Raw genomic sequence first — 23769 nt, forward strand, 5'->3', positions numbered from 1 at the left:
CCCCCCCCGATGGTCATTATCATTCCCACCTGCCAACGCGGCGAACTCCTCGTGAGGACGCTCCAGTGTCTGGTCGATGCCGATCTTCCCGACTCCGTGACCCGCGTCATGGTCGTGGAAAACGGCAAGAAGGATCAGGCCGAGTCCAAGGCCGCCAGCTTCGCCGACAAGCTCCCGGTCGAGTATCTCTACACACCGGTCGGCAGCAAATGCGCTGCCTTGAATCTCGCGCTCGAGTCCTGTGACGGCGAGTTCGTCGTCTTCTTCGACGATGACGTGCGCATCGATCCGGGCTGCGTCCGCGCCTATGCCGAAGCCGCCAAGGGCAAGACCGGCGGCGAGTTCTACGCTGGCAAGTGCAATGTCGACTACGACGTGCCGCCGCCCGAGTGGCTCAAGCACTACCTTCCCTACTCCGCGAAGGGCTGGAGCTACGGTGAGACGATCCGCGACCTGAATGAGCCGCTCGCTCTCGGCTTCAACTGGGCCGCCTTTGCCGACGACATCAAGAAGGCCGGCAACTTCAATCCCGACATCGGCCCCGGCCGCCTCATCTCCGTCGGCGATGAAACCGACCTCCAGAAGGTCATGCTCGATCAAGGCGTGAAGGGCGTCTACCTGCCCGCCGGCCTGGTTTGGCACCACGTCCCCGAGGACCGCTGCTCCACCGCATGGACCTTGGAGCGCAATCGCCGCATGGGCCTGCTCGTTGGCCACAAGCTGGCCGCCGCGCCCGCGCCGAAGCGCTTCAGCAAGGCCGCCATGGCTTGGGGCAAGATCGTCGGCCTCGGCGTCGTGACCAAGATCGGCAAGGCCCTGCTCAGCGACGCCAGACACTTCCACTACCAGCAGCGGCGCCACTGGAACCTCGGCGTCTGGCAAGGCCACCAAGGCTGCGGTTCCTAACACCTTCCTCCGCGTCCATTGCCTATAATTACGCATACGTGATCGCGTAATGGACCCATGGCGTAGCAATTGCTCGATTCCACTCACCCATCGCAGCCAAGCCGCAAGGACGCCGCTCAGTTAACCTAAGCTAATTATCAGGATTTCGGAGATGCCTAAAAATATCTGGCCCGGCTTTTGAGCGCTTGATAGTTTGTTTTGCTTTCAATCATTCCCCCTCCCCATCCTGACCGGATCACGCCCCCCGCGTCCCGGCCGGACAATCCCCCCAGGTCATGCCAAGTTCCCCCGCTTCGTTGGCTCCGGACTCCCCCTTGTGGTCGAGTCCCTGCGTGATCCTTGCACGGATCATTGGGCCGGTCCCGGTGATCCCTGAGATCCGGCCCTGTTAGTCTCTTTCTCGTTCCCCCCTGTTTCCTGTTCCCGTTCCCCCCTGTCCTACCCCCCAGATGAAATTGAAGTTCCTTTCCCGAGGTTCGAACGAACGCGCTGATGCGTCGTCGAGCGGATGGCGAACCGCGCTCAAGCTATCCGTGCTGCTGGTAACGGCGGCACTTCCAGTTGCCAAGGCGCAGACGGTCGGCTTCTCGCCGAGTTTGTTGAACTGGCCCGCCGGCAATAACAACAACAAGGCGAAGGACGTCACCTCGCTCCAGTTCGGCCCGGACAACCGCCTCTACTTCACGCAGCTGAATGGCACCGTGATTGCCTGCGATGTCACGCGCGTCGCGGCAAACAATTATCAGGCGACCAATGCCGAGACCATCCTGCTGGTCAAAAACCTCCCGAACTACGATGACGACGGGACCTACAATCCCGCGCCGCTGCTCGCGAACGGCGCCGTCGGCTATCGCCAGTGCACCGGCCTCGTGGTCACTGGCACCGCGGCGAATCCGGTCATCTATGTTTCCTCCTGCGATCCTCGTGAAGGGGCGGGCAGCGGTGGCACCGACTTCAATCTCGACACGAACTCCGGCATCATCTCCCGCCTGACCAAGAATGGCAGCGGCGTCTGGGAAAAGGTGGACATCGTTCGCGGCCTGCCGCGTTCGGAAGAAAACCACGCCAACAACGGCCTCAACATCAGCGCCGATGGCAATACCCTCTACCTCGCGCAAGGTGGCAATACCAACGCCGGCAGCCCTTCGGCCAACTTCGCCTACGCGGCCGAGTATGCGCTCTCCGCTGCCATCCTCTCGATCGACCTGGTCGCCATCAATGCGCTGCCGGTCAAGACCGACGCGCACGGCCAGAACTACCTCTACGATCTCCCGACCCTGAATGACCCGAACCCGTCCCGCGCCCACAACCCGGACGGCTCGGACGTGAACGATCCCTTCGGCGGAAATGACGGCCTCAACCAGGCCAAGCTGGTCCTCGGCGGCCCGGTGCAAATCTTCCACGCCGGTTTCCGCAATCCCTACGACATTCTCATCGCGAAGACGCCGGGCCGCGCGGGAAAAATGTATACCTTCGACAACGCCGCCAACAACGGTTGGGGCGGCTACCCGAAGAACGAAGCCACGCCCGCCACCGTCACCAATGAATACGTCACCGGTGAGCCTGGCACGGTGAACAACAAGGACGGCCTCTACCTGCTCACCCAGGGCGGCTACCGCGGCCACCCGAATCCGATCCGCGCAAATCCCGCCGGTGCCGGTTGGTTCCACAATATTGAAGGCCCCGGCGGCGGCTTCGTTTACGCCGCCTCTCCCACCACCGACTGGCCGCCCGTCCCCGTCTCGATGGCCGATCCGCGCCAGGGTGACTTCAAGCTCCCCGGTGCCGCCGATGGCGCGCTCATCACCAATAGCGCCTCCACCACTGGTGTGGCCGAGTACACCGCCCCGAACTTCGGCGGCGCCATGGTCGGCAACATCATCGCCACCCAATACAGCGCGAACTCCGTTCAGCGCGTGATCATGAACGCCGATGGCACCGCCGCCACCGGCAGCAGCATCCTTCTCAGCGGCAGCTCCTACGGCACTCCGCTCGATGTGACCTGCCCTGGACCCGGTGCCGCTCCCGCGCTGTGGGGCACCATCTTCGTCGGCCACCACTCCAGCAAGATCACCATCCTCGAGCCCACCGACTTCGGCTCCGGCGGCGGCGGCGTTTGCTCCGGCGTCTTCAGCTTTGCACTGGACGAGGATAACGACGGCTACAGCAACGCCGACGAGCTCACCAACAACTCCGAGCCCTGCTCGCCCGCGGTCACCCCGCCGGACAATGACGGCGACTTCCTTTCCGACCTGCTTGATTCCGACGACGACAATGACGGAATCGTCGACACCCAGGACATGTTCGCGATCGACGCGCTCAATGGCCGCGATGTCGCCCCGCCCGTGCGCCGCGAACTCTTCAATGAACTTGGCATCGGCTTCTTCAGCATCGGCTTCAAGGGCGTGATGATGAACCCCGGCGAAAACTACGCTCAGAAGATGAACGTGGACGAGCTGATCGCCGGTGGCACCGCCGGTCTCTTCACCGATCCCACCGTCGGCCCGGGCACTCCGCATGGTGCATCGAACACCCAGATCAATGGTTTCGACTTCGGCGTGAACATCAATGAGTTCACCGGCCCCGTCCTTGCCACCTCCCGCCTCGGCGGCCTGCTCTTCAATGGCACGCCGACCGCTGCCCAATCGCAGGGCATCTTTATCGGCAATGGCGACCAGGACAACTACGTCCAGATCGCGGTCAACGCCAACAACGGTGCCGGCGGCATCGAAGTGGTGTATGAGAAAAACGGGATCATCCTGACCCAGACGATCTATGCCGCGCCGGGCATCTTCAGCTCCGATGTCATCCTCGGCTTCCTCATCGATCCCATCGCCGGAACCGTTCGTCCCGGCTACTCGCTCGGCGGTGGCGCCTTCACCTACCCCGGCCCTGCGCTAACCGTCACCGGCAAGGTCCTCGACTCCATCCGCGGCACGAACGCGATGGCCTTCGGCTTGCTCGCAACCACCGGCAATGTCGCGACGCCGACCTTCAATGCCACCTGGGACTACTTCGATGTCTCACCGGTGCCGAACACGGCTTCTGCCAAGCTGACCATCAGCGGCGCGGGAACCCTCACCAGCTCCTCCACCAATACCGGCGGCTCCTACAAGCTGGAGAACACCTCCACCGGCGGCCAGAAGATCACCTCGGTCTCCGTCGACCTGCGCACCGGCATGATGCCGGATGTCGTCTTCGACCCCAATCACACCGCGGGCGATGCTGATGGCAAGGCCTTCGAGGTGGACCCGAATGACGTCGCGGATCTCCCGGCGCCCACCGGCTCGGCGACTTACGCCTTTGGCGCTCCGCATAATGGCGTCGATAGCGCCGACGGCTACAGCATGATCACCGTCAATACCTCCGGCATGGATTTCCCGGCGGGACGCTTGCTGAAGTTCTCTTCCGACATCGATCCACTCAGCGTCAAGATGACGCCGACGCCGGTGACGGGACCAGGTCCATTCGAAGCGAGCAGCGTTTCCGGCCTCGAAATCATCGGTGCTACGATCACCGTGACCTTTGACGACGGCACCGTCCGCAAGAGCCGCCTCGCTGGCTTGCCCGGAACCTCGAACGCCAACAAGGGCTCGATGGCCCAGCTTGCCACCTCCCAGCTTCCGACACCGGTCATCTCGGTCGCAGGCCAGTCCTCACCATTCACCACCACCACGCAACCAACCGTCCGAATCGTCGGCCCTGCGGGTTCTGCGGTGGAATTGGGTGTATTCCGCTCCGCACTCCGTCTTGTCGATGGCGCCTTCACGGTGCCGGGCTACCAGATCGATCCTTTCGAGACCAATCGGGTCGAGTCGTTCGGCTACAGCGACGCCACCATCGGCGCCAATGGCTACGTGGATGTCCCGCTCACGTTGAACTACGACACGACACTCGGCGGCATCCACATGGTCACGGCCTTCCTGACCGATGGCAGCGGCAATCGCAGCGCCACCTCGAACGTGCTGACGATCGAGTACAATCCGACCGCCGCGGCACCGACTGCACTCTTCCGCATCAACGCCGGCTCCACCACCAGCTACACCGACACCGCGGGTCAAGTCTGGGCACCGGACCTCAGCACCAGCACCTACAACACGACTTCGGGAGACAACGCCGGCTTCGCCAACGCGATCTCGGGCACGGACGATGATGTGCTCTATCAGACCTTCCGCTACGACGGCAGCGCTTCCTCGCCACTCGACTTCAACTTCACGGTCCCGAACGGCAACTACGAGGTGCGCCTGCACTTCGCCGAAACCTGGTCCAGCATCACCGCCGCAGGACAGCGCGTGTTTGACGTCCAGTTGGAAGGTCAGACCGCGATCAACAACCTCGACGTCTTCGCCGAAGCCGGCGCGAATGCCAAGCTGGTGAAAACCCTGCAGACCACCGTAACCGATGGCCTGCTCACGCTCGGCCTGCGCCACGAGGTGCAGAATCCCTTCATCTGTGGCATTGAAGTTTACCAGCTCAGCGTGGCCGGAGTTGACACGGAACCTCCCGTGGCCCCGGCGATCCTGACCCAGTCGAACCTGCTGTCTTCGAGCGTCCAGCTCGCTTGGTCCCAGGCTTCCGATAACTCCGGAAGCATCGCAGGCTACCGCCTCTATCGCACCGGCCAGGTTGCCGCGCTCGTCCAGACGACTTCGCTGTCCTACGTCGCGACCGGCCTGATGCCGGCCACCCAATATACCTTCGGCGTGGAAGCCTTCGACGCCGCCGGCAATGTTTCGCCCCGCACGACGCTGACTCTCACCACCGCGGCCGACACCCAGAACCCGACCACTCCGGGACAATTCAAGGGCGTCGCAGGCAACGAAGCGGCCGTCCTCTCGTGGCAAGCCGCCACCGACGACACCCAGGTTCAGGAATACCGCATTTCCCGTGACGGCAACCAGATCGCCGTGGTCACCGGCCTCACCTACACGAACACCGGCCTCACCAACGGCACCACCTACCAGTTCTCCGTGGTGGCGGTCGACGTGGTCGGCAAGCTTTCACCGGCTGCCACGGTCTCGGTGAAACCCCGTGCAGTCGGACCGGCGCTTTATCGCGTCGACTGCGGCCTGCTGAGCGGAAGCTACACCGACTTGGACGGCCTCGTCTGGGCCACCGACTCCGGCTACAATGCCAGCAGCAATACCACCGGACCGACCCCGGCCATTACCACGACGATCGCTGGCACCAATGCCCAGGAAATGTACCGGACCTACCGCTACAAGAACCGGCAATCGAACACTCCGCTCAAGTACGAGTTCAACGTCCCGAATGGCGAGTATGAGCTGCGCCTGCACTTCGCCGAAGTGTGGACCGGAGCCAACGCCGCCGGAGTCCGGGTCTTCAACGTCGCCGTGGAAGGCGCTGCCGCCTTGACCAACTTCGACATCTTCGCCGAAGCCGGCCTCAATACCGCGCTCGTGAAAGCGATCCCCGTCACCGTCGCCGACGGCAAGATGACGATCGACTTCACCGTCGTGACCCAGAACCCGCAGGTCTCCGGCATTGAGATCTTCCCGCTTCAGGACGGTCCGCCGGACACCACTCCGCCGGCAGCACCGGCGAACCTGATCGTCTCCGCCAAGACCGACGCCAGCGTTTCCCTCTCGTGGAACACGCCTGCCGACGATGCCGTCGCGTGGGTCGTGAAGCGGGGCGCCACTACCCTCGGCATCGTCTCCACCACTGGCTTCAGCGAAACCGGCCTGACCCCGAACACCGCCTACAGCTACTCCGTGGAGGCACGGGACGCGGCGGGCAATCTGTCGACCGCTTCCACCCTCAACGTCACGACCGATCCCGATACCACCCCGCCGCCTCCGCCGCAGAATTTCGTGGCACTCCCTGGCAACGGCCTGGTGGCCCTGTCCTGGCAGGCACCATCGACGGGCGGCCCGGTTGACCACTACCAGATCCTCCGCAACTCGGTGGAACTGACGACGGTGACCACGCTGAACTACACGGATAACGCCGTCACCAATGGAACCACCTACGCTTATCAAGTGAAGGCCGTGGACGCCGCGGGCAACCATTCCACCCCGGCTTCCGCCACCGTCCAGCCGCAGTCGCTCGGAGCCGCGCTCTACCGCATCAACTGCGGCCCCGCGGTCGGCAACTACACCGACCCTACCGGCACCGTCTGGGCGCAGGACGCTTATTTCAACAGCAACAACGCCACCACCGGCACCGTCACCACGACCGTGACCGGGACCACCATCCCGGAAATCTACAAGACCAGCCGCTCCAAGAACCGGAATTCCACGACACCGTTGCAGTATCAGTTCCCGGTCACCAATGGTGTCTATGAACTTCGCCTGCACTTCTCCGAAACGAGCCAAACCGCCGTCCACAAGCGGGTGTTCGACGTTGCCGTCGAAGGATCGGTGGCACTGGACGACCTTGATATCTACTCCGAAGTGGGCGCGAACAAGGCGCTGGTGAAGGCCTTGCCAGTCGTCGTGAGCGATGGGTCCCTGACCATCGACTTCCTGGTCGTCAAGGACATGGTCGATGGGGTATTGACCGCTCTCCAGAATCCCCAGGTCAACGCGATCGAGATCTATCCCGTGATCTCCAACGACACGACCGCTCCGAGCGTCCCCAGCAATCTGGCTTCGTCGAATGTGACCCAGACCGGCGCAAGCCTGTCGTGGACCGCATCCACCGACAATTCGGGTGGCAGCGGCCTCGCCGGCTACCGTGTCTACCGCCGTATTCCGGCAACGGAAACCGTGGAACAGGCGCAGCTGGTTGGCACCGTGACCAGCCCCTCGTTCTCCGAAAGCAGCCTCACTCCGGGAACCGCCTATGAGTATCGTGTGGTTGCCTACGACGTGATCGGCAATGTTTCGGCGGCCGCAGTTCTGCCGGTCACCACGGTGGCGCTCGATACCACCCCGCCGACCGTGCCGGGAAGTCTGGTGGCCACGCCAAGCCTGGGCCAAGTCGCCCTCACCTGGCAGGCTTCCACCGACATCGGCGGCAGCGGGGTCCAGAGCTACCTGGTTCTGCGTGATGGCAACCAGATCGGCACCGTCACCAGCCCCGGCTACACGGATACCGGCCTGATCGGGAACGTCGCCTTTGTCTATGAAGTCAAGGCCAAGGACGTCGCCGGCAACACGTCGGCCTCCGCCACGGCGAATGCCACCACTCCGCCCGATGCGGTCGCCCCGCCAGCCCCGCGTTATCTGACCGCCGTTCCCGGCAATGGCAGCGTCACGCTCTCCTGGCTGGCCTCCGCCGCGAACGATGTGAGCGGCTATCAAGTCCGCCGCAACGGCGTGCTCATCACCACCGTCAGCTCGCCGGGGTATGTCGATAGCGGCCTGAACAACGGCCAGACCTACACCTACCTGGTGCGTGCAGTGGACACCTCCACCAATACCTCCGCCAACGTGACCGCCTCGGCCACTCCACGGGTCCTCGGTGCCGTGGTCGCCCGCGTGAACGCTGGTGGCGGCCAATTCACGGACGTGCTCGGCAACGTGTGGGCGGAAGATGTCGGCTTCTTCAATACCGGCAGCACCGCCCCCAACAACACGATCCCGATCTCCGGAACGGACGATGACTCGCTCTACCAGTCCGAGCGCTTCGATACTTCCCCTGCCGGTGCGGACCTGGAGTTCTCGACCGTGGTTCCCAATGGCAAGTATGAGGTGAAGCTCTACTTCGCCGAGACCTACAATCAGATCACTGCCGCCGGACAGCGCGTCTTCGACGTGTATGCCGAAGAGCAGCTCGCCATCGACGACCTCGACATCTTCGATCGCGTGGGTTCGAACGCCGCCCTCACGATGGTGCTTTCCCCGGTGACAGTCACCGACGGCAACCTCAATATCCGCTTCGACCACCTCGGCATCCAGAATCCGAAGGTGTGCGCAGTGGAAGTCACGGCCATCGCTTCGACCGGTCTGCCGACCTTCGCGGAATGGTTGACATCCTACAACCTCACGGGCCAGACGACCGCCGATTCCGACCACGGCGGCTTGTCCAACCTCGATGAATACCAGCTTCAGATGAACCCCAATGATCCGAATGACGATCTGGTGTTCCACCTGACCTGCACCAAGCAAGGCGCCGGCAAGCTCATCGCCCTCCCCGCCCTGAAGCCGATCGGCAACTACTACGTCCACCGTAGCGCGAACCTCAGCGATATCGCCAACGTCGCCAATCGCATCAACACCATCACCAAGGCCCAGATTGAAGGCATGACGCCTACCCAACGGGCCACCTACACGGTCCAGGACAACACCGGAGGCACCCGCGCCTTCTACCAATTGTTCTTCGAGCCAGCCCCATAACCTCCGAAAAGCCCCGGGCGGCCCACGCCACCCGGGGCCTCCGCCGCGGATGACCGGGCACCCACCCTCATCCACGGAGTTCACCCTCTCTCCACGCATGAATCTCCCCCCCCGGATTGTCATCGTCGGTGCCGCCGGTCGCCTCGGCCAGGCACTGGTCCGTCGGCTTGCGCCTCACGCAACGGTCATCGGCCTCGCCCGGCCCGAGATCGATCTGCAAGACCCGCAGTCGATTCGCGATGCTCTCGAGCCGCTTGATTTCGATCACCTCATCCTGCCCGCCGCGATGACCGCGGTAGACCCATGCGAAACGGAACAGGAGAAGGCCTATGCGATCAACGCCACTGCCCCGGGCCTGATCGCCTACATCTGCGCCGCGAAGCAGGCGCACATGACCTACGTCAGCACCGACTTCGTCTTCGATGGCCTGACCCACGGCTTCTACACCGAGGGCGATGAAGCCCGGCCAGTCAGCGTCTACGGTTCCTCGAAGCTGAAGGGCGAGGAACTCGTGCTCGCCGCCGATCCCGGCCATTTGGTCGTCCGCGTCGCGTGGCTCTATGGGCCCGGCAAGCCGGCTTTCCCCGAGTGGATCGTGGACAAGGCCTGCGCCGAATCGCACCTCTCCCTTCCCATGGACAAGACCGGCTGCCCGACCTCGGCCACCGACGTCTCGGACATGCTGGTGCACCTGTTGGAGGAATCCGCGTCTGGCGTCTTCCACCTCTGCAATGCCGGCTCCTGCTCTTGGCAGGAATGGGGGCAAGCCTGTCTCGACCTCGCCCGTGAGGCCGGGGCTCCACTCCAGTGCGAAACCATCGCCGGCAATTGGCTGGCGGACATTCCAGCCTTCCTCGCCAAGCGCCCGCCGAACAGCGCGATGAGCAACGACAAGTTCACTGCCTTCACCGGGATTTCCCCGCGGCCGTGGAAAGAGGCCCTCCGCGAGCACTTCGCGACCTCCGGTTTCCTCGCCAAATACCAGGCCGCTGCGTGCGGTTGACGCCTGCCTTATCCTTCCCCAGAGCCAAACTCACCCTTTTCCCACCCCACCCAGCATGAACATTCTCGTCACCGGCGGCGCCGGCTTCATCGGATCGAACCTCGTTCACTACCTGCTGCGCGATGCAGCGGAAGAACTCCGCGTGCCGATCGACAAGGTCGTCACGCTCGACAAGCTCACCTACGCGGGCAACCGCTCCAGCTTGGAAGACCTCGAAGCGGACCCGCGCCACATCTTCGCCCAGGGCGATATCTGCGACGGTGATTTCGTCGGAGGCCTGCTCCGCGAGCACAATATCGACGCGGTGATGCATCTCGCTGCCGAGTCGCACGTGGACCGCTCGATCGATGGACCGGAAGCCTTTATCATGACCAATGTGGTCGGCACCTTCCGCCTGATCGATGCCTTCCGCAAATATCTCACCGATACCGGCCGCACCAAGCTTCCGAACTACGGCAAGTCGATCGCCGACGGCGGTGAGTCCGCCTTCCTCCACGTCTCGACCGATGAAGTCTTCGGCTCGCTCGGCGCGGAAGACCCGATGTTCTGCGAAACCACGCCGTATTCGCCGAACAGCCCCTACAGCGCCTCGAAGGCCGGCAGCGATCACCTCGCCCGCGCCTATCACCACACCTACGGGATGCCGGTGATCACCACGAACTGCTCTAACAACTACGGCCCCTTCCAGTTCCCGGAGAAGCTCCTTCCGCTCATGATCCAGAAGACCCTCCGCGGCGAAGCGCTGCCGGTCTATGGCGACGGCACCAATATCCGCGACTGGCTCTACGTGGAAGACCACTGCCGCGGCCTCGCCATGGCACTCGTCCGCGGCGCGATCGGTGAAACCTACGTGATCGGCGGCAAGAACGAGATCCGGAACATCGACGTGGTCCGCCAGCTCATCGCCACCGTCCACGAACTCGCTCCGGAAAGCGCGACCAAGTCGGCCGACGAACTCATCACCTACGTGAAGGATCGCCCGGGCCACGACCAGCGCTACGCCATCGACCCCGCGAAGATTGAAAACGATCTCGGCTGGGCACCACGCGAGAACTTCGAGTCCGGCCTCCGCAAGACCGTCCAGTGGTATCTGGACAATCAGGAATGGATCCAAGGCATCGAAGACGGTAGCTACCGCGGCGAGCGCCTCGGCACCATGGCTTGAAATCAATACTGCTTGCACCCAACCCTTTCCCGTTTCCCTCCCCATGCTTTCACCTGACGAAAAGAAAAGCCTCATCCAGTCTCCTGAAGATCTCGCGCTGCGGAAAGGCATCATCCTCGCCGGCGGCACCGGCAGCCGCCTCTGGCCCATGACCCACTCGGTGAGCAAGCAGCTCATCCCGGTCTATGACAAGCCGATGATCTACTACCCGCTCACCGTGCTGATGCTGGCGGGCGTGAAGGAAATCCTGCTCATTTCCACGCCGCACGATTTGCCCGCCTTCAGGCATCTGTTAGGCGACGGCTCGCAGTGGGGCCTGGAGATCTCCTATGCCGAGCAACCGAAGCCGGAAGGCCTCGCACAGGCTTTCCTCATCGGCGAAGAATTCCTCGCCGGTGAACCTGCCTGCCTCGTGCTCGGGGACAATCTCTTCTACGGCCACGACCTCGCGAAATCGCTGATGGCGGCATCGCGCCGCAAGGATGGCGCTACCGTCTTCGGCTATCACACCCAGCAGCCGGAGCAATACGGCGTGGTCGAGTTCGACAAGGACGGCAACGTCGTCTCGCTCGAGGAAAAGCCAAAACAGCCCAAGTCCAACTACGCGGTCCCCGGCATCTACTTCTACGACTCGAAGGTCGTCGAGATCGCCAAGGCTCTCAAGCCATCGCCCCGCGGCGAACTGGAAATCACCGACCTCAATCGCGTCTACCTCGAGCTGGGTGAATTGCGCGTCGAGCTCCTCGGCCGCGGCACTACTTGGCTCGATACCGGCACACCGGACTCGCTTGCAGATGCGACCCAATTCGTCCAAGTGATCCAGCAGCGCCAGGGTCTCAAGATCGCCTGCCCGGAAGAAGTCGCCTTCCTGCAAGGCCGCATCGACCGCGCCAAGCTCACCGAATCGGTGCAGAAATACTCCAAGACCCCCTATGGCGAATACCTCGCCCAGCTCTAACAAAAGCGCCTTGTCCACGATGCACACCGACCCTTGGCTGGGATTGAATCCCGACGCTCGTGCCCGGCTGGAAACGCGGGACTACTCGCTCGCCGATCTCGGCCAGCGCCTCGCCACCACCGGCGTCAATGCCTCGGAAGCCATCGCCGGCCGCGCAACTCTCGGCGACACGTGGATCCCCGGCGTGGAGTTGTTCCAGCGGAAGGTCTATCAGCAAAAGGGCCGCGGCTACTTCGGCGAGCTCACCCGCCTGAATGAAGGCACCCTGGACCGCATCGGCCTCGCCCCCCGCCAGTGGGCCTCCGCCATGATGCACCGCGACAGCGCCAAGGGCTTCCACATCCACCCCCCGCACATCCCGGAAGGCACCGTGCCGTCCGAGTGGTTCAGGAAGCTCTACCTCGACGAACCCGAAAACTACGCGCTCCGCCCCTACGACCGCGAGCAGTGGGACGTCATGTTCTTCCTCACCGGCATCTGCGAGATGCTGCTGGTAGACGAGCGCCAGGGCATGCCCCGCCGCGTGATGCGCTTCACCATTCCCGGCGACAGCCGCTCCGGCCCGGACAATGCCGCCGTGATCATCCCCTCCGGCGTCGCCCACGCCCTGCGGAACATCGGCAACGAGGACCTGATCATGGTCTACGGCACCAGCACCGTCTTCAATCCCGCCTGGGAAGGCCGCATCGCCAGCGACGTCGAAAAGGCCCCCCTCCCCCCGGATTGGGACCGCTACCTCGCCAGCGGCACATCTGCCTGATTTCTGACTCGTCTCTAACAAGCTCACCCCCTACATTGATTAGCGAACTCCCATGAAAAGCACCCCGCAAACCCAACGGCCTGCCGCCGGATGGCAGCGCCTGTTCCACGGCATGACGAAGGCTCTGGCCGCCACGATGGCGCTGGTGCTCGCCCTGTCCTTCACCGGCTGCGAAAGCTCGGAATCGTACACGCCCATCCCTGCCGAGGCCTACTCGCCGCGCCCCAGCGGCACGCTGGCTGCCGGAGACGTGCTCAATATCAGCTTCCCGGGTGCTCCCGAGCTGAATACCACCCAGAAGATCCAGGCCGACGGCAAGGTCAGCCTGCCGACCATCGGCTCCGTGACCGCCAAGGGTAAGAGCATCTCTTCCCTCCAGTCGCAGCTCACCGGCATGTATACGGAGCACCTGCAGAACCCGGCCGTTCTCGTGGCCGTCGAAACCGCAGCCTCCGGCGTCTACGTCACCGGCGAGGTGGTGAAGCCCGGCAAGGTGGCGCTCGACCGCCCGATGACCGTGCTCGAAGCGATCGGCGAATGCGGCGGCTTCACCAAGTTCGCCAACCCGAAGCAAGTCGTGGTCGTGCGCAACCAGGGTGGCCAGACCCATCGCTACGCCTTGAATGTGGCGGATACCATCAGCGGCGCGAACAACGCCTCCTTCTACCTGCGGCCCTTCGACACCGTGCTGGTGAAGCAAAGCCGCTGGTAAGGAACCCGATTCTTACAATCTCCAATCATCCAAAGGGACGGCGATCACTTCGCCGTCCCTTTTTTCGTTTCACGGGAAATCGCCGGTCAAGCGGTAGAAGCGCTTGGTGGCTCCGGCGGCGGCGGCCGGGTCGGCGATGCTAATGACACCGCTGTCATTCGTGCGCGTGCCGATCGGTTCCCAGTGAACCATGTCACTGGAGGCCTCCACATCGATGTCAGAGCCGATCCCGCCCGTCATCGTGAAGGCGACGGAACGGTCCGCATTCATCGAGACACGGGTCACGGCGAACTTCGGCAGCGCGGCCGACTCGCTCACCGACAGGACCACCGCGGAGCTTGTCGCCGTCGCGGTGCCCGCGGTCAGTCTCACACTGTAGCTGCCACTGCTGGCAGTCGTCACGCCCGTGAGCGCGAGCTGCGGGCTATTCGAGTTCGCGATAGCCGTGCTTCCCTTGAACCATTGGTAAGTCACCGGCCCGGTCGCCGCCGCGGTCACCGCGAGCGTCGCGGTCGAACCCGGCGCGACGGTCAGGTTGCTGGAAATGCCGGTCACCGCCACCGCGTCGCCGCTGCGGGGAAGAGCATCCGAAGGAACGAAGGCCGGATCGGAGGAAATGACGATGCGATCCAGCAAGGCGCCCGGCTCACGAACCCGGAACTTGATCGTGTGGCTCGCTTGGTCGAAGGCGTAGGTCCTCGGCCCGGCATCAGTCACGTGAATGCGCTTCCACACCCAGTTGCTCGTGCGGGTTTCCGTGGGTGTCGGGGTGCCGTAAATGTGGAAGACATCTTCCGTCCCGCCATCGGTGGAAACGAAGAAGGAATCCTTGGCCTCCGTGGGGCCCTTCACCCGGCACCAGACCTGGTAGTTGCCGGCGACTGGCGCGGCGAAGCTCATCTGGCTCCAGCCGAGCACCGAGTAGTAAGAGCTATCCACCCACGATTCGGACGTCCCGGTGAAGATCGCCATCGGTGCTCCGAGTTGGCCGTTCTCCGCCTCCAGCATCACCAGCCGGCCGCTGGGGTCGGAGCCTCCAGTCGGGGTGCCATACATCACGGAGATCTCGGTGGAGTAGGCGCTTTCCTGCCCCTCGGCGTTGTAGGCGGTCACCGCACAGTAGTACGGCAGCCCGGAGGTCAGGTTGGGCAGCGCCGCCTGTGGATTCGTGCCGGCGTCCAGCACCTGGTCATAGATCCGGCTGGTCCGGCCCCAATAGACCTTGTAGCCCGTCACGTTGGTCTCGGTATTCCGGTCCCAAGCGACCGAAACGCTGCCGGTTCCGGTGGCCGCATGGGCCAGCGGTGGAAAGGAACCCAGAAGAACCAAGGCCAAACCCATGGTTTTCAAGGAGTTAAAAAATGATTCGAGGTTTTTGAATAACAACATTTCCTAAGGGTAATTTTTTAAACGATCGCTCAAAAGGCAAAAATTCCTTGTTAGATGAGGAAATGCCCGGAATCGGCCAAAATCCCCGCCTCTAATGAAAGAAATTCCATTTCCCGGCGGGGGTATTTCCCGGAATGCGGCGGCAGCCTATCGGATAGATCCGGAATGGCAATCCGGGGTTCTACGCACCTGCTGATTTCAAATGGCTTGTGAATAACTCCCGCCCGAGACCTTCCCCACGGTCATGATTTCGGGATTCGTGAGAAGCAATCCGACTTCGGGATGGATTCCGGGATTGCGTCGGATGAAGCGTGTTGGGATTTTTAAAGAACCCTTTCTAGGGTCACCTCTCATGGACTCGAACCCAGACCTTTCGTCCCGCCCCTGCCGGCTCGGGATCCGCCTCCTGTTAGTCACTTCGGGAGTTCTGTTAGCCTCGTTGCCACTAACAACCCTCGCGGCACCGGAGTTTCAGAAAAAACTATCCGACGAAGGCATCGCCACCATGTGCAAGCAATGGCACGCCGCGGAAATGATCACCGCTTTCGCATCTCCCAAAAACGCCTTCGCCTCGGCAGGCGGACTGGTCAGCGAAGTTCACAAGGGCTCCTACGCCGAGCGCCATGGGATCGTGCCCGGATCGATGCTGATCTCGCGGGGTGATCTCGATTTTGGCGGCAATCGGTCCGCTTTTGAGGCGGCAGTTACTGGCAAGCTCGGTTCCACGGCGGGCAAGCTCGTCTGGGCGACTCCGGACAATGTTCTCAACTCGGCTCCCATCGCCGATGAACTCATCGGCGTCGATTTCAGCGAGCAGAGGAACATGACCGCGTGGTTCCTTCGCAACGGCCAACGGGATAAGCGATGGGACGAACTCGTCGTCACCGCCCTCGTCACGCAGGATCAGGACCCGGCGATCTCCGAATCCTGCTGGGCCGCCGCCGCGGCCAAGGGCTATAAGCCTGACCCGCTGCTCCATTGGTGCGGCATGTTCCTCTCGCTCGCCCGCGCCGACTACGCCGCAGCAGACGCTCATGCCACGGCCTATGGAGAGATCAAGCCTCCCGGCACGGAGAAGGACTTTCCCTTGAGACCCACCGACATCAGCGCGGTGGCCTTTCTAACAGGTGAGATGAAGCGCCTCCTCCCCATGGTGAAGGCCTTCGACGACGTGAGCGAAAAAGAGCCGGGCGCCCGCTATCTGGAACAGCTCGCCTCGAAGTCCCCTCGCCCGGCGGACTCGCCCTCGAAACTCGCGGATCGCATGAAGCACCGGTCCTTTCTCCAGGACGGCACCACCAAGGGCCCGCCCTGGACCGAGGCCACGCCGGACAAGCCGGATAGCTTCAAGGTTTCCGGCTTCCTCGCAAAGGCTGCTGCGGCCTTGGACACGACGACCCATGAATTCATCCCCGAGCGTCTCGAAGCTCCCGTCGATCACTACCGCAGCGGCTGGCTCGTTCCCAGTGATCCCGCCCGCGACGTGGACGTCGAAATCACCTTCCAGATCCGGGCTGGTAAAATAAACGGCAACCAAGCCGCCGGGTTCACCCGCGCCTTCAACTTCGGGTTGTGCAACAACACCAGAAGGCCGGACCTCAACGACTTCGATACCCGCTGCCTGATGATCATGATGGACTACACGAACTCCGGCGCCGCCAACGAACCGGCTTTCGACGTCCATCCCGTTGCTCCTCCAGGCCAACAAACCGACTATCTGGGATGGAACGGTTTCAAACCCGCACAGCGGCAGCTCACAACCACTCCCCTTCCACCCTTTCGTCAGGGTGACAGCTATCACACCCTCCGTGTCGTGAGGGTCGGCGATTGGGCGGAGGCCCTGTTCGATGGCAAACGCATTGCCCTCGCCCCCGTGCCACCGGAACTCACCAACCCCGGCATGTTCCTCCGCATCGTGGGATGCGAGATCACCGCGAAGGCGCTTCGTGCGGATGTTCTCGAGTGAGGCTATTGAGCGAGATCGAACCGCAGCCGCACGAACTTCGAAGGCGCTCCCGGCGGAACCACCACGGTGCGCCTTCCGTTGGCATCGGGCGGGCTGAGTATCAGCCCGGTGGGCGACCAGTTCTTCAGGTCGCCGCTGACCTCGCCACCGTAGATCACATCCTCACGCGCACCCCAGAAGTTCAGGCTCAGACCGCTGCCCGCCTGATAGCTGGGATGCGGCATCGACCCGGCGACATTGCCCGAGGGGTCAAGACCGAGCGCATAGGCCTCTAACAACGAGACGCCCTGCCCTTCAATCATGAGGTCCATGTTGGTGTCGGCTTCGTAGTGGTTGTCCGCCAGCCAGAACGCCGATGGAGTATCGAGCGATGGCTCGTAGGCACGCATCTCCAGAATGCCGCCCGACCAGCCCGCTTGCAGATTCGCCTGCACGCGCAGTGCGGTCGTTTCAACCTCGGCGAAGTTCACGGTATTAAATGCATCCCGCGCAACGCCGTAGCTTCCGGTGATTTGAACCGGCTGCCAGCTGCCCTGCCCATTGAGATAAGACAACGACCACGAGGCCGGCACGCGGCAACCACCATTGCTCACCCGGTCGTCCCACCAATAGATCTCAAACGCATTCAATCGCTTCGCACTCGGGAAAGTGATCTGCGCCCACTCGGCGGTGCCGGTGTGATTCCAATACGTGTGGCGTGAAATACTGCCGTCTCCGGAGGACGCGGGAAGCACGCCATCGTTGATCGCGGTCACCGTGTCGCTCGCAAACGTGTAGGAAGCCGTTGGCACCGGCCACGAAGAACCCGCCAGCATCTCCAGGATCCCGCCGGACCAGCCCGCTTGAAGCTGCGCCACGATGCGGATGCCGCGCGTGTTCACGCTGTCAAAGGTGGCGTAGTTGAAGCGGTCCATCGCGACACCGCGCGGCGAAGCGTTCTGGACCGGCTGCCAGCTTCCTTGGGCATCGAGGTACTGCACCGACCAGGATTGCGGCACACGGCAGTCCCCGGTGACACGGCTTTCATCCCACCAGTAAACGCCCACGCCGGCCACCGGACGCGGCGAGTCATAGGTGATCTGCGCCCATTCGCTGGTGCCCTTGTGATTCCACCACGTCATCCGCGGGACCGAGCCATCGTCCGAATCGACCGGGATGATCCCGTCATTGAGCGCAGCGACGCTGTCACCGGGATTGCAATACGACGCAGCCGCCACGCCTGCATAGACCGGCTGGACGCTGCTGTGGTCATCCGCGATCCATACGTCCATCGACGATGGCTCACGGTTGGCATTCGTGAAAAAGGGAATTGCTTTGATCCGCCCCGGTTCCTTCCGCAGCACCCCACCGCGCTGGCGCACCACCGTGCTCCGTCCGGAAATCGTCATCACTCCGCCGAGCAGGCCCGGCTCGAAGCTGGCTTCAAGCGGATCGCCTCCACCGAGCAAGATCGACTTCGCACCCTCGTTGTTGTCGATGCCCTCGAAGCAATAGACCACCGGCCCGCGCGTGATCGCCACGCGACCGATATCCGCCTTCACCCGCGAATCCGCCTTCACGCGCTTGATCGGCATCGGCAGCGAAAGGTGAATCTTGTCACCGGGACTCCACGTGCGCGTAATCGATGCATACTGGTTCACCGGAGTGACGCTCTGGACCGGGCCGTTGTTGATCGCGACCGTCGGATTCGTCACCCAGCCCGGAATGTGAAGATTCACCGTGAACGCGGACGCCGTAACCGGATTGATCGTAATCTCCACGTCACCGTTCCACGGATACGACGAGGTCTGGGAGACATTCAGATTGAGCGCCGAGGTCTGGATCGTCGCCTGACTGCCGACGTAGAGGTTCACGTAGAGGCCGCTGTCTTTCGTCGCATAAATATAGCCCGGAAGCGCGCCCATCAGCTTCAGGAACATCGGCGGGCAGCAGGGCGTCATGCCAAAGCCCTCCCCCGCCCAGCTCCAGCGCCGGTGCGATCCGGGCGCGGTCAGCGGATTCTCGTAGAAGTAATGTTGCCCATCGAGCGCGATTCCCGAGAGCGCGCCGTTGTAGAGCTCGCGTTCTAACAGGTCTACATAACGCCCGTCACCCGTCGCGAGATTCATCTGGTGACTGAAGAAGCCACCGGTCACCGCAGCGCAGGTCTCGCAATAGCCATCGTTCGGCAACTCATAGTCCTCGCCGAATCCTTCGTGCGCCGCGATCGCGCCCATGCCGCCGGTGAGGTAGCTACGGGCATCGTAAAGATTCTGCCACCAGCGCCGTCCGGTTTCGACATAGCGAGGGTCACGGGTCTCCGAGCCGATCGCCGCCACACCGGATGCCAGAAGGCCGGCGCGCACCGCGTGGCCCACCATCACCTGCTGGCTGAACACCGGCTCCGCATCCTGGTTGTAAGCCCCCTCGCTCACGCGGCCAGCGGTGTAGCCACGCGTTTCGACCCAGAACTTCGCCAGATCCAGATAAGCCTGCTCATTGATCGTCAGACCCACCTGCCCCTTCACCGCAGGATGATCGCGATAGAACTGATAGAGCCGCAAGAATGCCTCCTCGGGCTGCGCGTGTCCCGGAATGTACGCCACCTTCGGCGAAGGGCCCATGATCGTCGTCATGTAGTTGGCCTGCCGCGTCGCGATCTTCAGCAGCTTCACCTTCCCCGTCGCCCGGTAGTAATGAAGGCCAGCCTCCACCAGGCAGCCCGCATTGTAGATGGTGTGCGGGTTGTTGTCATTGAGCGTGTCGCCCGCTGTCGGCGGATTCGCCCACTTGAATCCCACGGGCACATCCGGCCCATGCAACTGCTGCGCGGTATTGATGTAGCCATCGGAGTCTACATTCGCAGCGGCTCCGATACGGTCGATAAAGCCATCGATCCGCGCCTCCAACACCGCATCCGAATGAGCGCGCAGCAAGTCCGCCGCACCGCGGATCGTCTCATAAATCAGCCCGTCCCACCAATTCTCACCACGATGCCCGGTCGTGGCACCGGACGCCACGAGATCGAAGTTCGCGAGGCCGCCGTTTTGCTCGAACTTGTTGAAGACGTCGTTGACCGTGGTGGCACGCCATTGATCGAGCTTCGGCGACCAGAAGGCATCGTTGACCTGCACCTGCTCGATTGGAGTCTCCACCAAGGGCGTCGCGACCGGCGGCAAGGTGTTCGCCGAGATCGAAACCTGATCCACCCACAGGTAGCCGTTGCCGTTGCTGTTCGTCGTCGGCGAGAAATTGCTCACCCGCAGGTAAAGCTGCCGCGTCCCGGCATTCGAAACATCCAGATCCACCGTGGTCAAACCCACCTTCGCCCCCGGCGCGACCTGCATCGCACTCGCCGAACCGGACGACAGCAAGGTCACGCCGGACGCACCATTGATGTCGACGTTCTGCCCCGGAGTGAAGCTGCCGGTGACCGCATAGACCTTCCACGTCACACCCAGATTGCGGAGGTTCGTCGCATCGGCGAATGAGCCGTAGTCGAACGTCACCTTCAACGTCGTCGCCCCGTCCGCCGTGCCGATTGCCTGATACGCCCACGGCTTTCCCGCATTCCCATCCCCCGCCATCGCCAGCGAGAAATTGTAGTCGTCCGGCGTATCGATCCCCTCCAGCCAAGCCTGCTCCCAGAAGTTCGCAGCGTCGTAGTCGTACCACCCGGTGATATCGGTCCGATTGTCCGAAGCCGGCAGACTCTCGAAGTTGCCGTTCGTCAGAGTCAGTCCTCCATGGGCGATCGAACATGCCGCCGCGAAGGCAACAGCCGATGCAACGAGTCCGGAGCGGGTTGAAAAGTTCGTCATTTTGGGTTTACGAGCTGATCTCCCGTAGCCCCGCCTGCAGCCCTGGTAAAGGACCCGCAGCATCGCGGATACCTGATTGTGGTTTCGGCCTCCCCCGCCTCAGTGAGCATCCGGATTCGGCGTCGCAGGCGCAGCCACCTTGCGAAGAAAGGGCACCAGCAGCGCACCCACGGCGAAACAAATGGCAATCACCCAGAAGGCGTCGGCGAAGCTCAAGACCTGCGCTTCCCGGAACGTGAGCGACCACAGCCTCTTGAGCGCAACCGCCTGACCATGCGCGGCGTCGCCGCCGTTCAGCCCCGCAAAACGGGCACCGGTCTGCTGAAGCATTTCCTGCATCGCCACATTGCCCGAATCCAGATGCTCCGCCAACCGCAGGAAGTGGAGGTTTGTCCGGTCGTTGAGGATCGTGCCACAGATGGCGATGCCAATCGCGCCACCGAGGTTGCGCATCATGTTGAAGAGGCCGCTGGCGTATTTCAAACGGTCCGGCGACAAGCTCCCCAAGCCAAGGTTCACGGCAGGAGCCACCGCGAAAACCTGCGGAAAGCCCCGCAACACCTGCGGCCAGAAGAGTTCCGACGAACTCCAATCATGCGTGATAAAAGTGAAGCTCCAAAGTCCCACACCGAAGAGCGCCAGCCCGAACATCATCAGCCAGCGGGTATCGAACTTCCGCGCGAGCACGATATAAAACACCGTGCCAATCAGCGAGGCCGCACCCGTTGAAGCAACCGCGATCCCCACCTGCCAGGCACTGTAGCCGCGAACGTATCCGAGGAAGAGAGGTGTGAGGTAAACCGTCGCGAAGATACCAACGCCGGTGATGAAAGACAGGATACAGCCGAGCAGGAAATTCCGGTTTCCGAAAGCCCTCAGATCCACCACCGGATGCGCGAAGCGTAGGCAGCGAATCACGAACAACACGCCCGTCACCGCCGCGATCACCGCGAAGATCGTGATCGTCTCGTCATCGAACCAGTTCCAGCGCGCGCCCTCTTCCAGAACATACTGGAGGCTCCCCAGGAAGACCGCCATCAGCGCAATCCCGAGGTAATCCGCTTGCTTGAGCAGCGAGAGATCCGGCTTGTCGATCTTCACTAGGAAGGGAACCGAGATCGCAACCGCCGCACCGGGAACGAGATTGATGTAGAAGATCCACCGCCAGTCGAGCGCATCAGTGATCCACCCGCCGATGACAGGACCCAAGGTCGGAGCAATGGAGGCGATGGTGCCAATCACCGCCGCCGAATAAACCCGGCGCGGCCCTTGGAAGTAGTGGAAGGAAGAGGTGAAGACGGTGGGAATCATCGATGCCCCGAGAAATCCCTGCAGCACCCGGAACGCGATCATGCTCTCGATGTTCCAGGCAAGCGCGCAGAGCAGGCTGGTGATGGTGAACCCGGCCGCCGAGATCGTGAAAAGCCAGCGTGTCGAGAACACCCGCGTCAGCCACCCGGACAAGGGAATGGTGATGATCTCGGCGATCAGATACGCGGTCTGGACCCAGCCGATCTGATCCCTCGAAGCGGACAGTCCTCCACCGATATCCTGCAAGGATGAAGCCACGATCTGGATATCCAGCAGCGCCATGAACATGCCCACGCACATGATCACGAAGGGCAGCACGTCCCGCATGCGGAATGGAGTGGAAGCCGGCGCGTTCATGACTCACCTCCGCTTTCACGCGTGTCCACCGTCACCTTCGCCGAGAGTCCGGGCCGAAGCTGGAATGAAGCAGCGTCTTTATCATCCAACTCCACACGCACCGCCAGGCGCTGCACGATCCGCGTGAAATTCCCGGTGGCATTCTCCGGGGGCAACACGCTGAACTGTGCACCAGTCGCCGGAGCGATGCTGGTCACCTTGCCATGGAAGATCCGGCCGGGAGCCGAGTCGATGCGCACGGATGCAGGAGAGCCCACGTGCATCTCCGCGATCTGGCTTTCCTTGAAGTTCGCATCGACCCACAGGCCGTGGGTCGTCACCACCGAAATAAGCCGTGAGCCCGTGCTCGCATACGCACCGACCTGGGCGCTGCGATTTCCCACGATGCCATCCGCCGGTGCACGCAGCTCCGTGTAGCCGAGATTCAGCCGCGCGGATTCACGCTGGGCGATGGCCTGCTGCAGTGCCGCCTCGCCCTGCAGCTTCTGTGTGGCAATGATCGCCAGATAGCGCTGTGCCGCATCCAGCGCCGCACGTGTCTTCACCCCCGCGGCTTCGGCTCGCTTGTAGTCGGCGTCGGCTTGCTGGGAATCCTGCAGCGAAATGGCGCGAGTAGCCAGCAGGCTACGCAACCGGGACTGATCGTCACGACTGCGATTGATCTCCGCATCTGCCGAACTCACATCGGCCTCGGCCTGGGCAATCACGGCTAGATGCTGATGGCGGGAGGCCTCCAGATTCTCCAGCACCGCCTGTTGCACCGCCACCGCGGCATCGGCCTTGGCTAGCGCCGCACGATAGTCACGGTCATCGATCTGGATCAAAAGATCCCCGGTGTGGACCCTCTGATTGTCCTCCACCGCAACGCGCTGGATGAAGCCGGCGACCTCGGGCGCGATCACGATCACATCGCCACCGACATAGGCGTCATCGGTATCCTCCATGAAACGGCCCACTCTCCACCAGTCGTGGGTCCACTTGGAAACACCGACGAGCGTAACGGCAGCGGCAGCGATCAGGAGTGCGCGCTTCGGAGTAAACCGACGACGGGTAGCAGGTGCCGGCGACGGAGACGCTGGATTATTGCCACGAGGCAGGTCACTGATCTCGGGCACGACAGGAAGTGATTTGGCATGCAT

The 23769-nt window shown here is 62.7% G+C and carries 12 protein-coding genes; 8 read left to right on the top strand and 4 right to left on the bottom strand.

The features are described from left to right. Positions 1 to 9: 9 nt before the first annotated feature. The 7 genes from WKV53_RS28085 to WKV53_RS28115 all read left to right on the top strand — a co-directional run bounded on the left by WKV53_RS28085 (position 10) and on the right by WKV53_RS28115 (position 13807). Entirely contained in the window at positions 10 to 906 is an 897-nt protein-coding gene (locus WKV53_RS28085) for a glycosyltransferase family 2 protein (protein WP_341408177.1), read from the top strand. A gap of 449 nt (positions 907 to 1355) precedes the next feature. Continuing rightward, the gene (locus WKV53_RS28090; RefSeq protein WP_341408178.1) at positions 1356 to 9209 is read left to right on the top strand and encodes a malectin domain-containing carbohydrate-binding protein; all 7854 of its coding nucleotides are present in this window, start codon (positions 1356 to 1358) and stop codon (positions 9207 to 9209) included. Positions 9210 to 9306: 97 nt separating this feature from the next. Then, on the top strand, positions 9307 to 10212 hold the full coding sequence (rfbD, locus tag WKV53_RS28095) for a dTDP-4-dehydrorhamnose reductase (protein ID WP_341408179.1): 906 nt from the start codon (positions 9307 to 9309) through the stop codon (positions 10210 to 10212). Positions 10213 to 10267: 55 nt separating this feature from the next. Further along, the gene (gene rfbB, locus WKV53_RS28100) at positions 10268 to 11377 is read left to right on the top strand and encodes a dTDP-glucose 4,6-dehydratase (protein ID WP_341408180.1); all 1110 of its coding nucleotides are present in this window, start codon (positions 10268 to 10270) and stop codon (positions 11375 to 11377) included. 43 nt (positions 11378 to 11420) lie between these two features. Continuing rightward, entirely contained in the window at positions 11421 to 12335 is a 915-nt protein-coding gene (gene rfbA, locus WKV53_RS28105; RefSeq protein ID WP_341408181.1) for a glucose-1-phosphate thymidylyltransferase RfbA, read from the top strand. 10 nt (positions 12336 to 12345) lie between these two features. Next, positions 12346 to 13095, top strand: a complete 750-nt coding sequence (locus tag WKV53_RS28110) for a hypothetical protein (protein WP_341408182.1) — start codon at positions 12346 to 12348, stop codon at positions 13093 to 13095. A 52-nt stretch (positions 13096 to 13147) separates the two neighbouring features. Continuing rightward, positions 13148 to 13807: a polysaccharide biosynthesis/export family protein gene (locus tag WKV53_RS28115; protein ID WP_341408183.1), complete on the top strand. Its 660-nt coding sequence runs from the start codon at positions 13148 to 13150 to the stop codon at positions 13805 to 13807. A gap of 69 nt (positions 13808 to 13876) precedes the next feature. On the opposite strand, the gene WKV53_RS28120 is transcribed toward WKV53_RS28115, so the two are convergent. After that, a complete protein-coding gene (locus WKV53_RS28120; protein ID WP_341408198.1) occupies positions 13877 to 15148 on the bottom strand; it encodes a fibronectin type III domain-containing protein in 1272 nt (423 codons plus the stop codon). Positions 15149 to 15548: 400 nt separating this feature from the next. Between WKV53_RS28120 and WKV53_RS28125 the strand changes: the two genes are divergently transcribed. Next, positions 15549 to 17162 carry a hypothetical protein gene (locus WKV53_RS28125; protein WP_341408184.1) on the top strand — a complete coding sequence of 538 codons (1614 nt, stop codon included), beginning with the start codon at positions 15549 to 15551 and terminating at the stop codon, positions 17160 to 17162. A 2-nt stretch (positions 17163 to 17164) separates the two neighbouring features. Here WKV53_RS28125 and WKV53_RS28130 read toward each other — a convergent pair whose 3' ends face one another. The 3 genes from WKV53_RS28130 to WKV53_RS28140 all read right to left on the bottom strand — a co-directional run bounded on the left by WKV53_RS28130 (position 17165) and on the right by WKV53_RS28140 (position 23769). Then, positions 17165 to 20962: a glycoside hydrolase family 127 protein gene (locus tag WKV53_RS28130; RefSeq protein ID WP_341408185.1), complete on the bottom strand. Its 3798-nt coding sequence runs from the start codon at positions 20960 to 20962 to the stop codon at positions 17165 to 17167. Between the two features lie 99 nt (positions 20963 to 21061). Beyond that, complete coding sequence (locus tag WKV53_RS28135) at positions 21062 to 22630, bottom strand: DHA2 family efflux MFS transporter permease subunit (RefSeq protein WP_341408186.1); 1569 nt, start codon at positions 22628 to 22630, stop codon at positions 21062 to 21064. After that, entirely contained in the window at positions 22627 to 23769 is a 1143-nt protein-coding gene (locus tag WKV53_RS28140; protein ID WP_341408187.1) for an HlyD family secretion protein, read from the bottom strand. Before WKV53_RS28140 ends, WKV53_RS28135 begins: the two co-directional genes overlap by 4 nt.

It is taken from the genome of Luteolibacter sp. Y139 (genome assembly GCF_038066715.1).
Classification (GTDB): Bacteria; Verrucomicrobiota; Verrucomicrobiia; order Verrucomicrobiales; family Akkermansiaceae; genus Haloferula; species Haloferula soli.

Excerpts from the sequence above, each read along its gene's own strand:
- rfbA (WP_341408181.1), top strand. The coding sequence starts at position 11,421 with ATGCTTTCACCTGACGAAAAGAAAAGCCTCATCCAGTCTCCTGAAGAT.
- WKV53_RS28120 (WP_341408198.1), bottom strand. The coding sequence starts at position 15,148 with ATGGGTTTGGCCTTGGTTCTTCTGGGTTCCTTTCCACCGCTGGCCCAT.
- rfbD (WP_341408179.1), top strand. The coding sequence starts at position 9,307 with ATGAATCTCCCCCCCCGGATTGTCATCGTCGGTGCCGCCGGTCGCCTC.
- WKV53_RS28125 (WP_341408184.1), top strand. The coding sequence starts at position 15,549 with ATGGACTCGAACCCAGACCTTTCGTCCCGCCCCTGCCGGCTCGGGATC.
- rfbB (WP_341408180.1), top strand. The coding sequence starts at position 10,268 with ATGAACATTCTCGTCACCGGCGGCGCCGGCTTCATCGGATCGAACCTC.
- WKV53_RS28130 (WP_341408185.1), bottom strand. The coding sequence starts at position 20,962 with ATGACGAACTTTTCAACCCGCTCCGGACTCGTTGCATCGGCTGTTGCC.
- WKV53_RS28140 (WP_341408187.1), bottom strand. The coding sequence starts at position 23,769 with ATGCATGCCAAATCACTTCCTGTCGTGCCCGAGATCAGTGACCTGCCT.
- WKV53_RS28135 (WP_341408186.1), bottom strand. The coding sequence starts at position 22,630 with ATGAACGCGCCGGCTTCCACTCCATTCCGCATGCGGGACGTGCTGCCC.
- WKV53_RS28090 (WP_341408178.1), top strand. The coding sequence starts at position 1,356 with ATGAAATTGAAGTTCCTTTCCCGAGGTTCGAACGAACGCGCTGATGCG.
- WKV53_RS28085 (WP_341408177.1), top strand. The coding sequence starts at position 10 with ATGGTCATTATCATTCCCACCTGCCAACGCGGCGAACTCCTCGTGAGG.
- WKV53_RS28115 (WP_341408183.1), top strand. The coding sequence starts at position 13,148 with ATGAAAAGCACCCCGCAAACCCAACGGCCTGCCGCCGGATGGCAGCGC.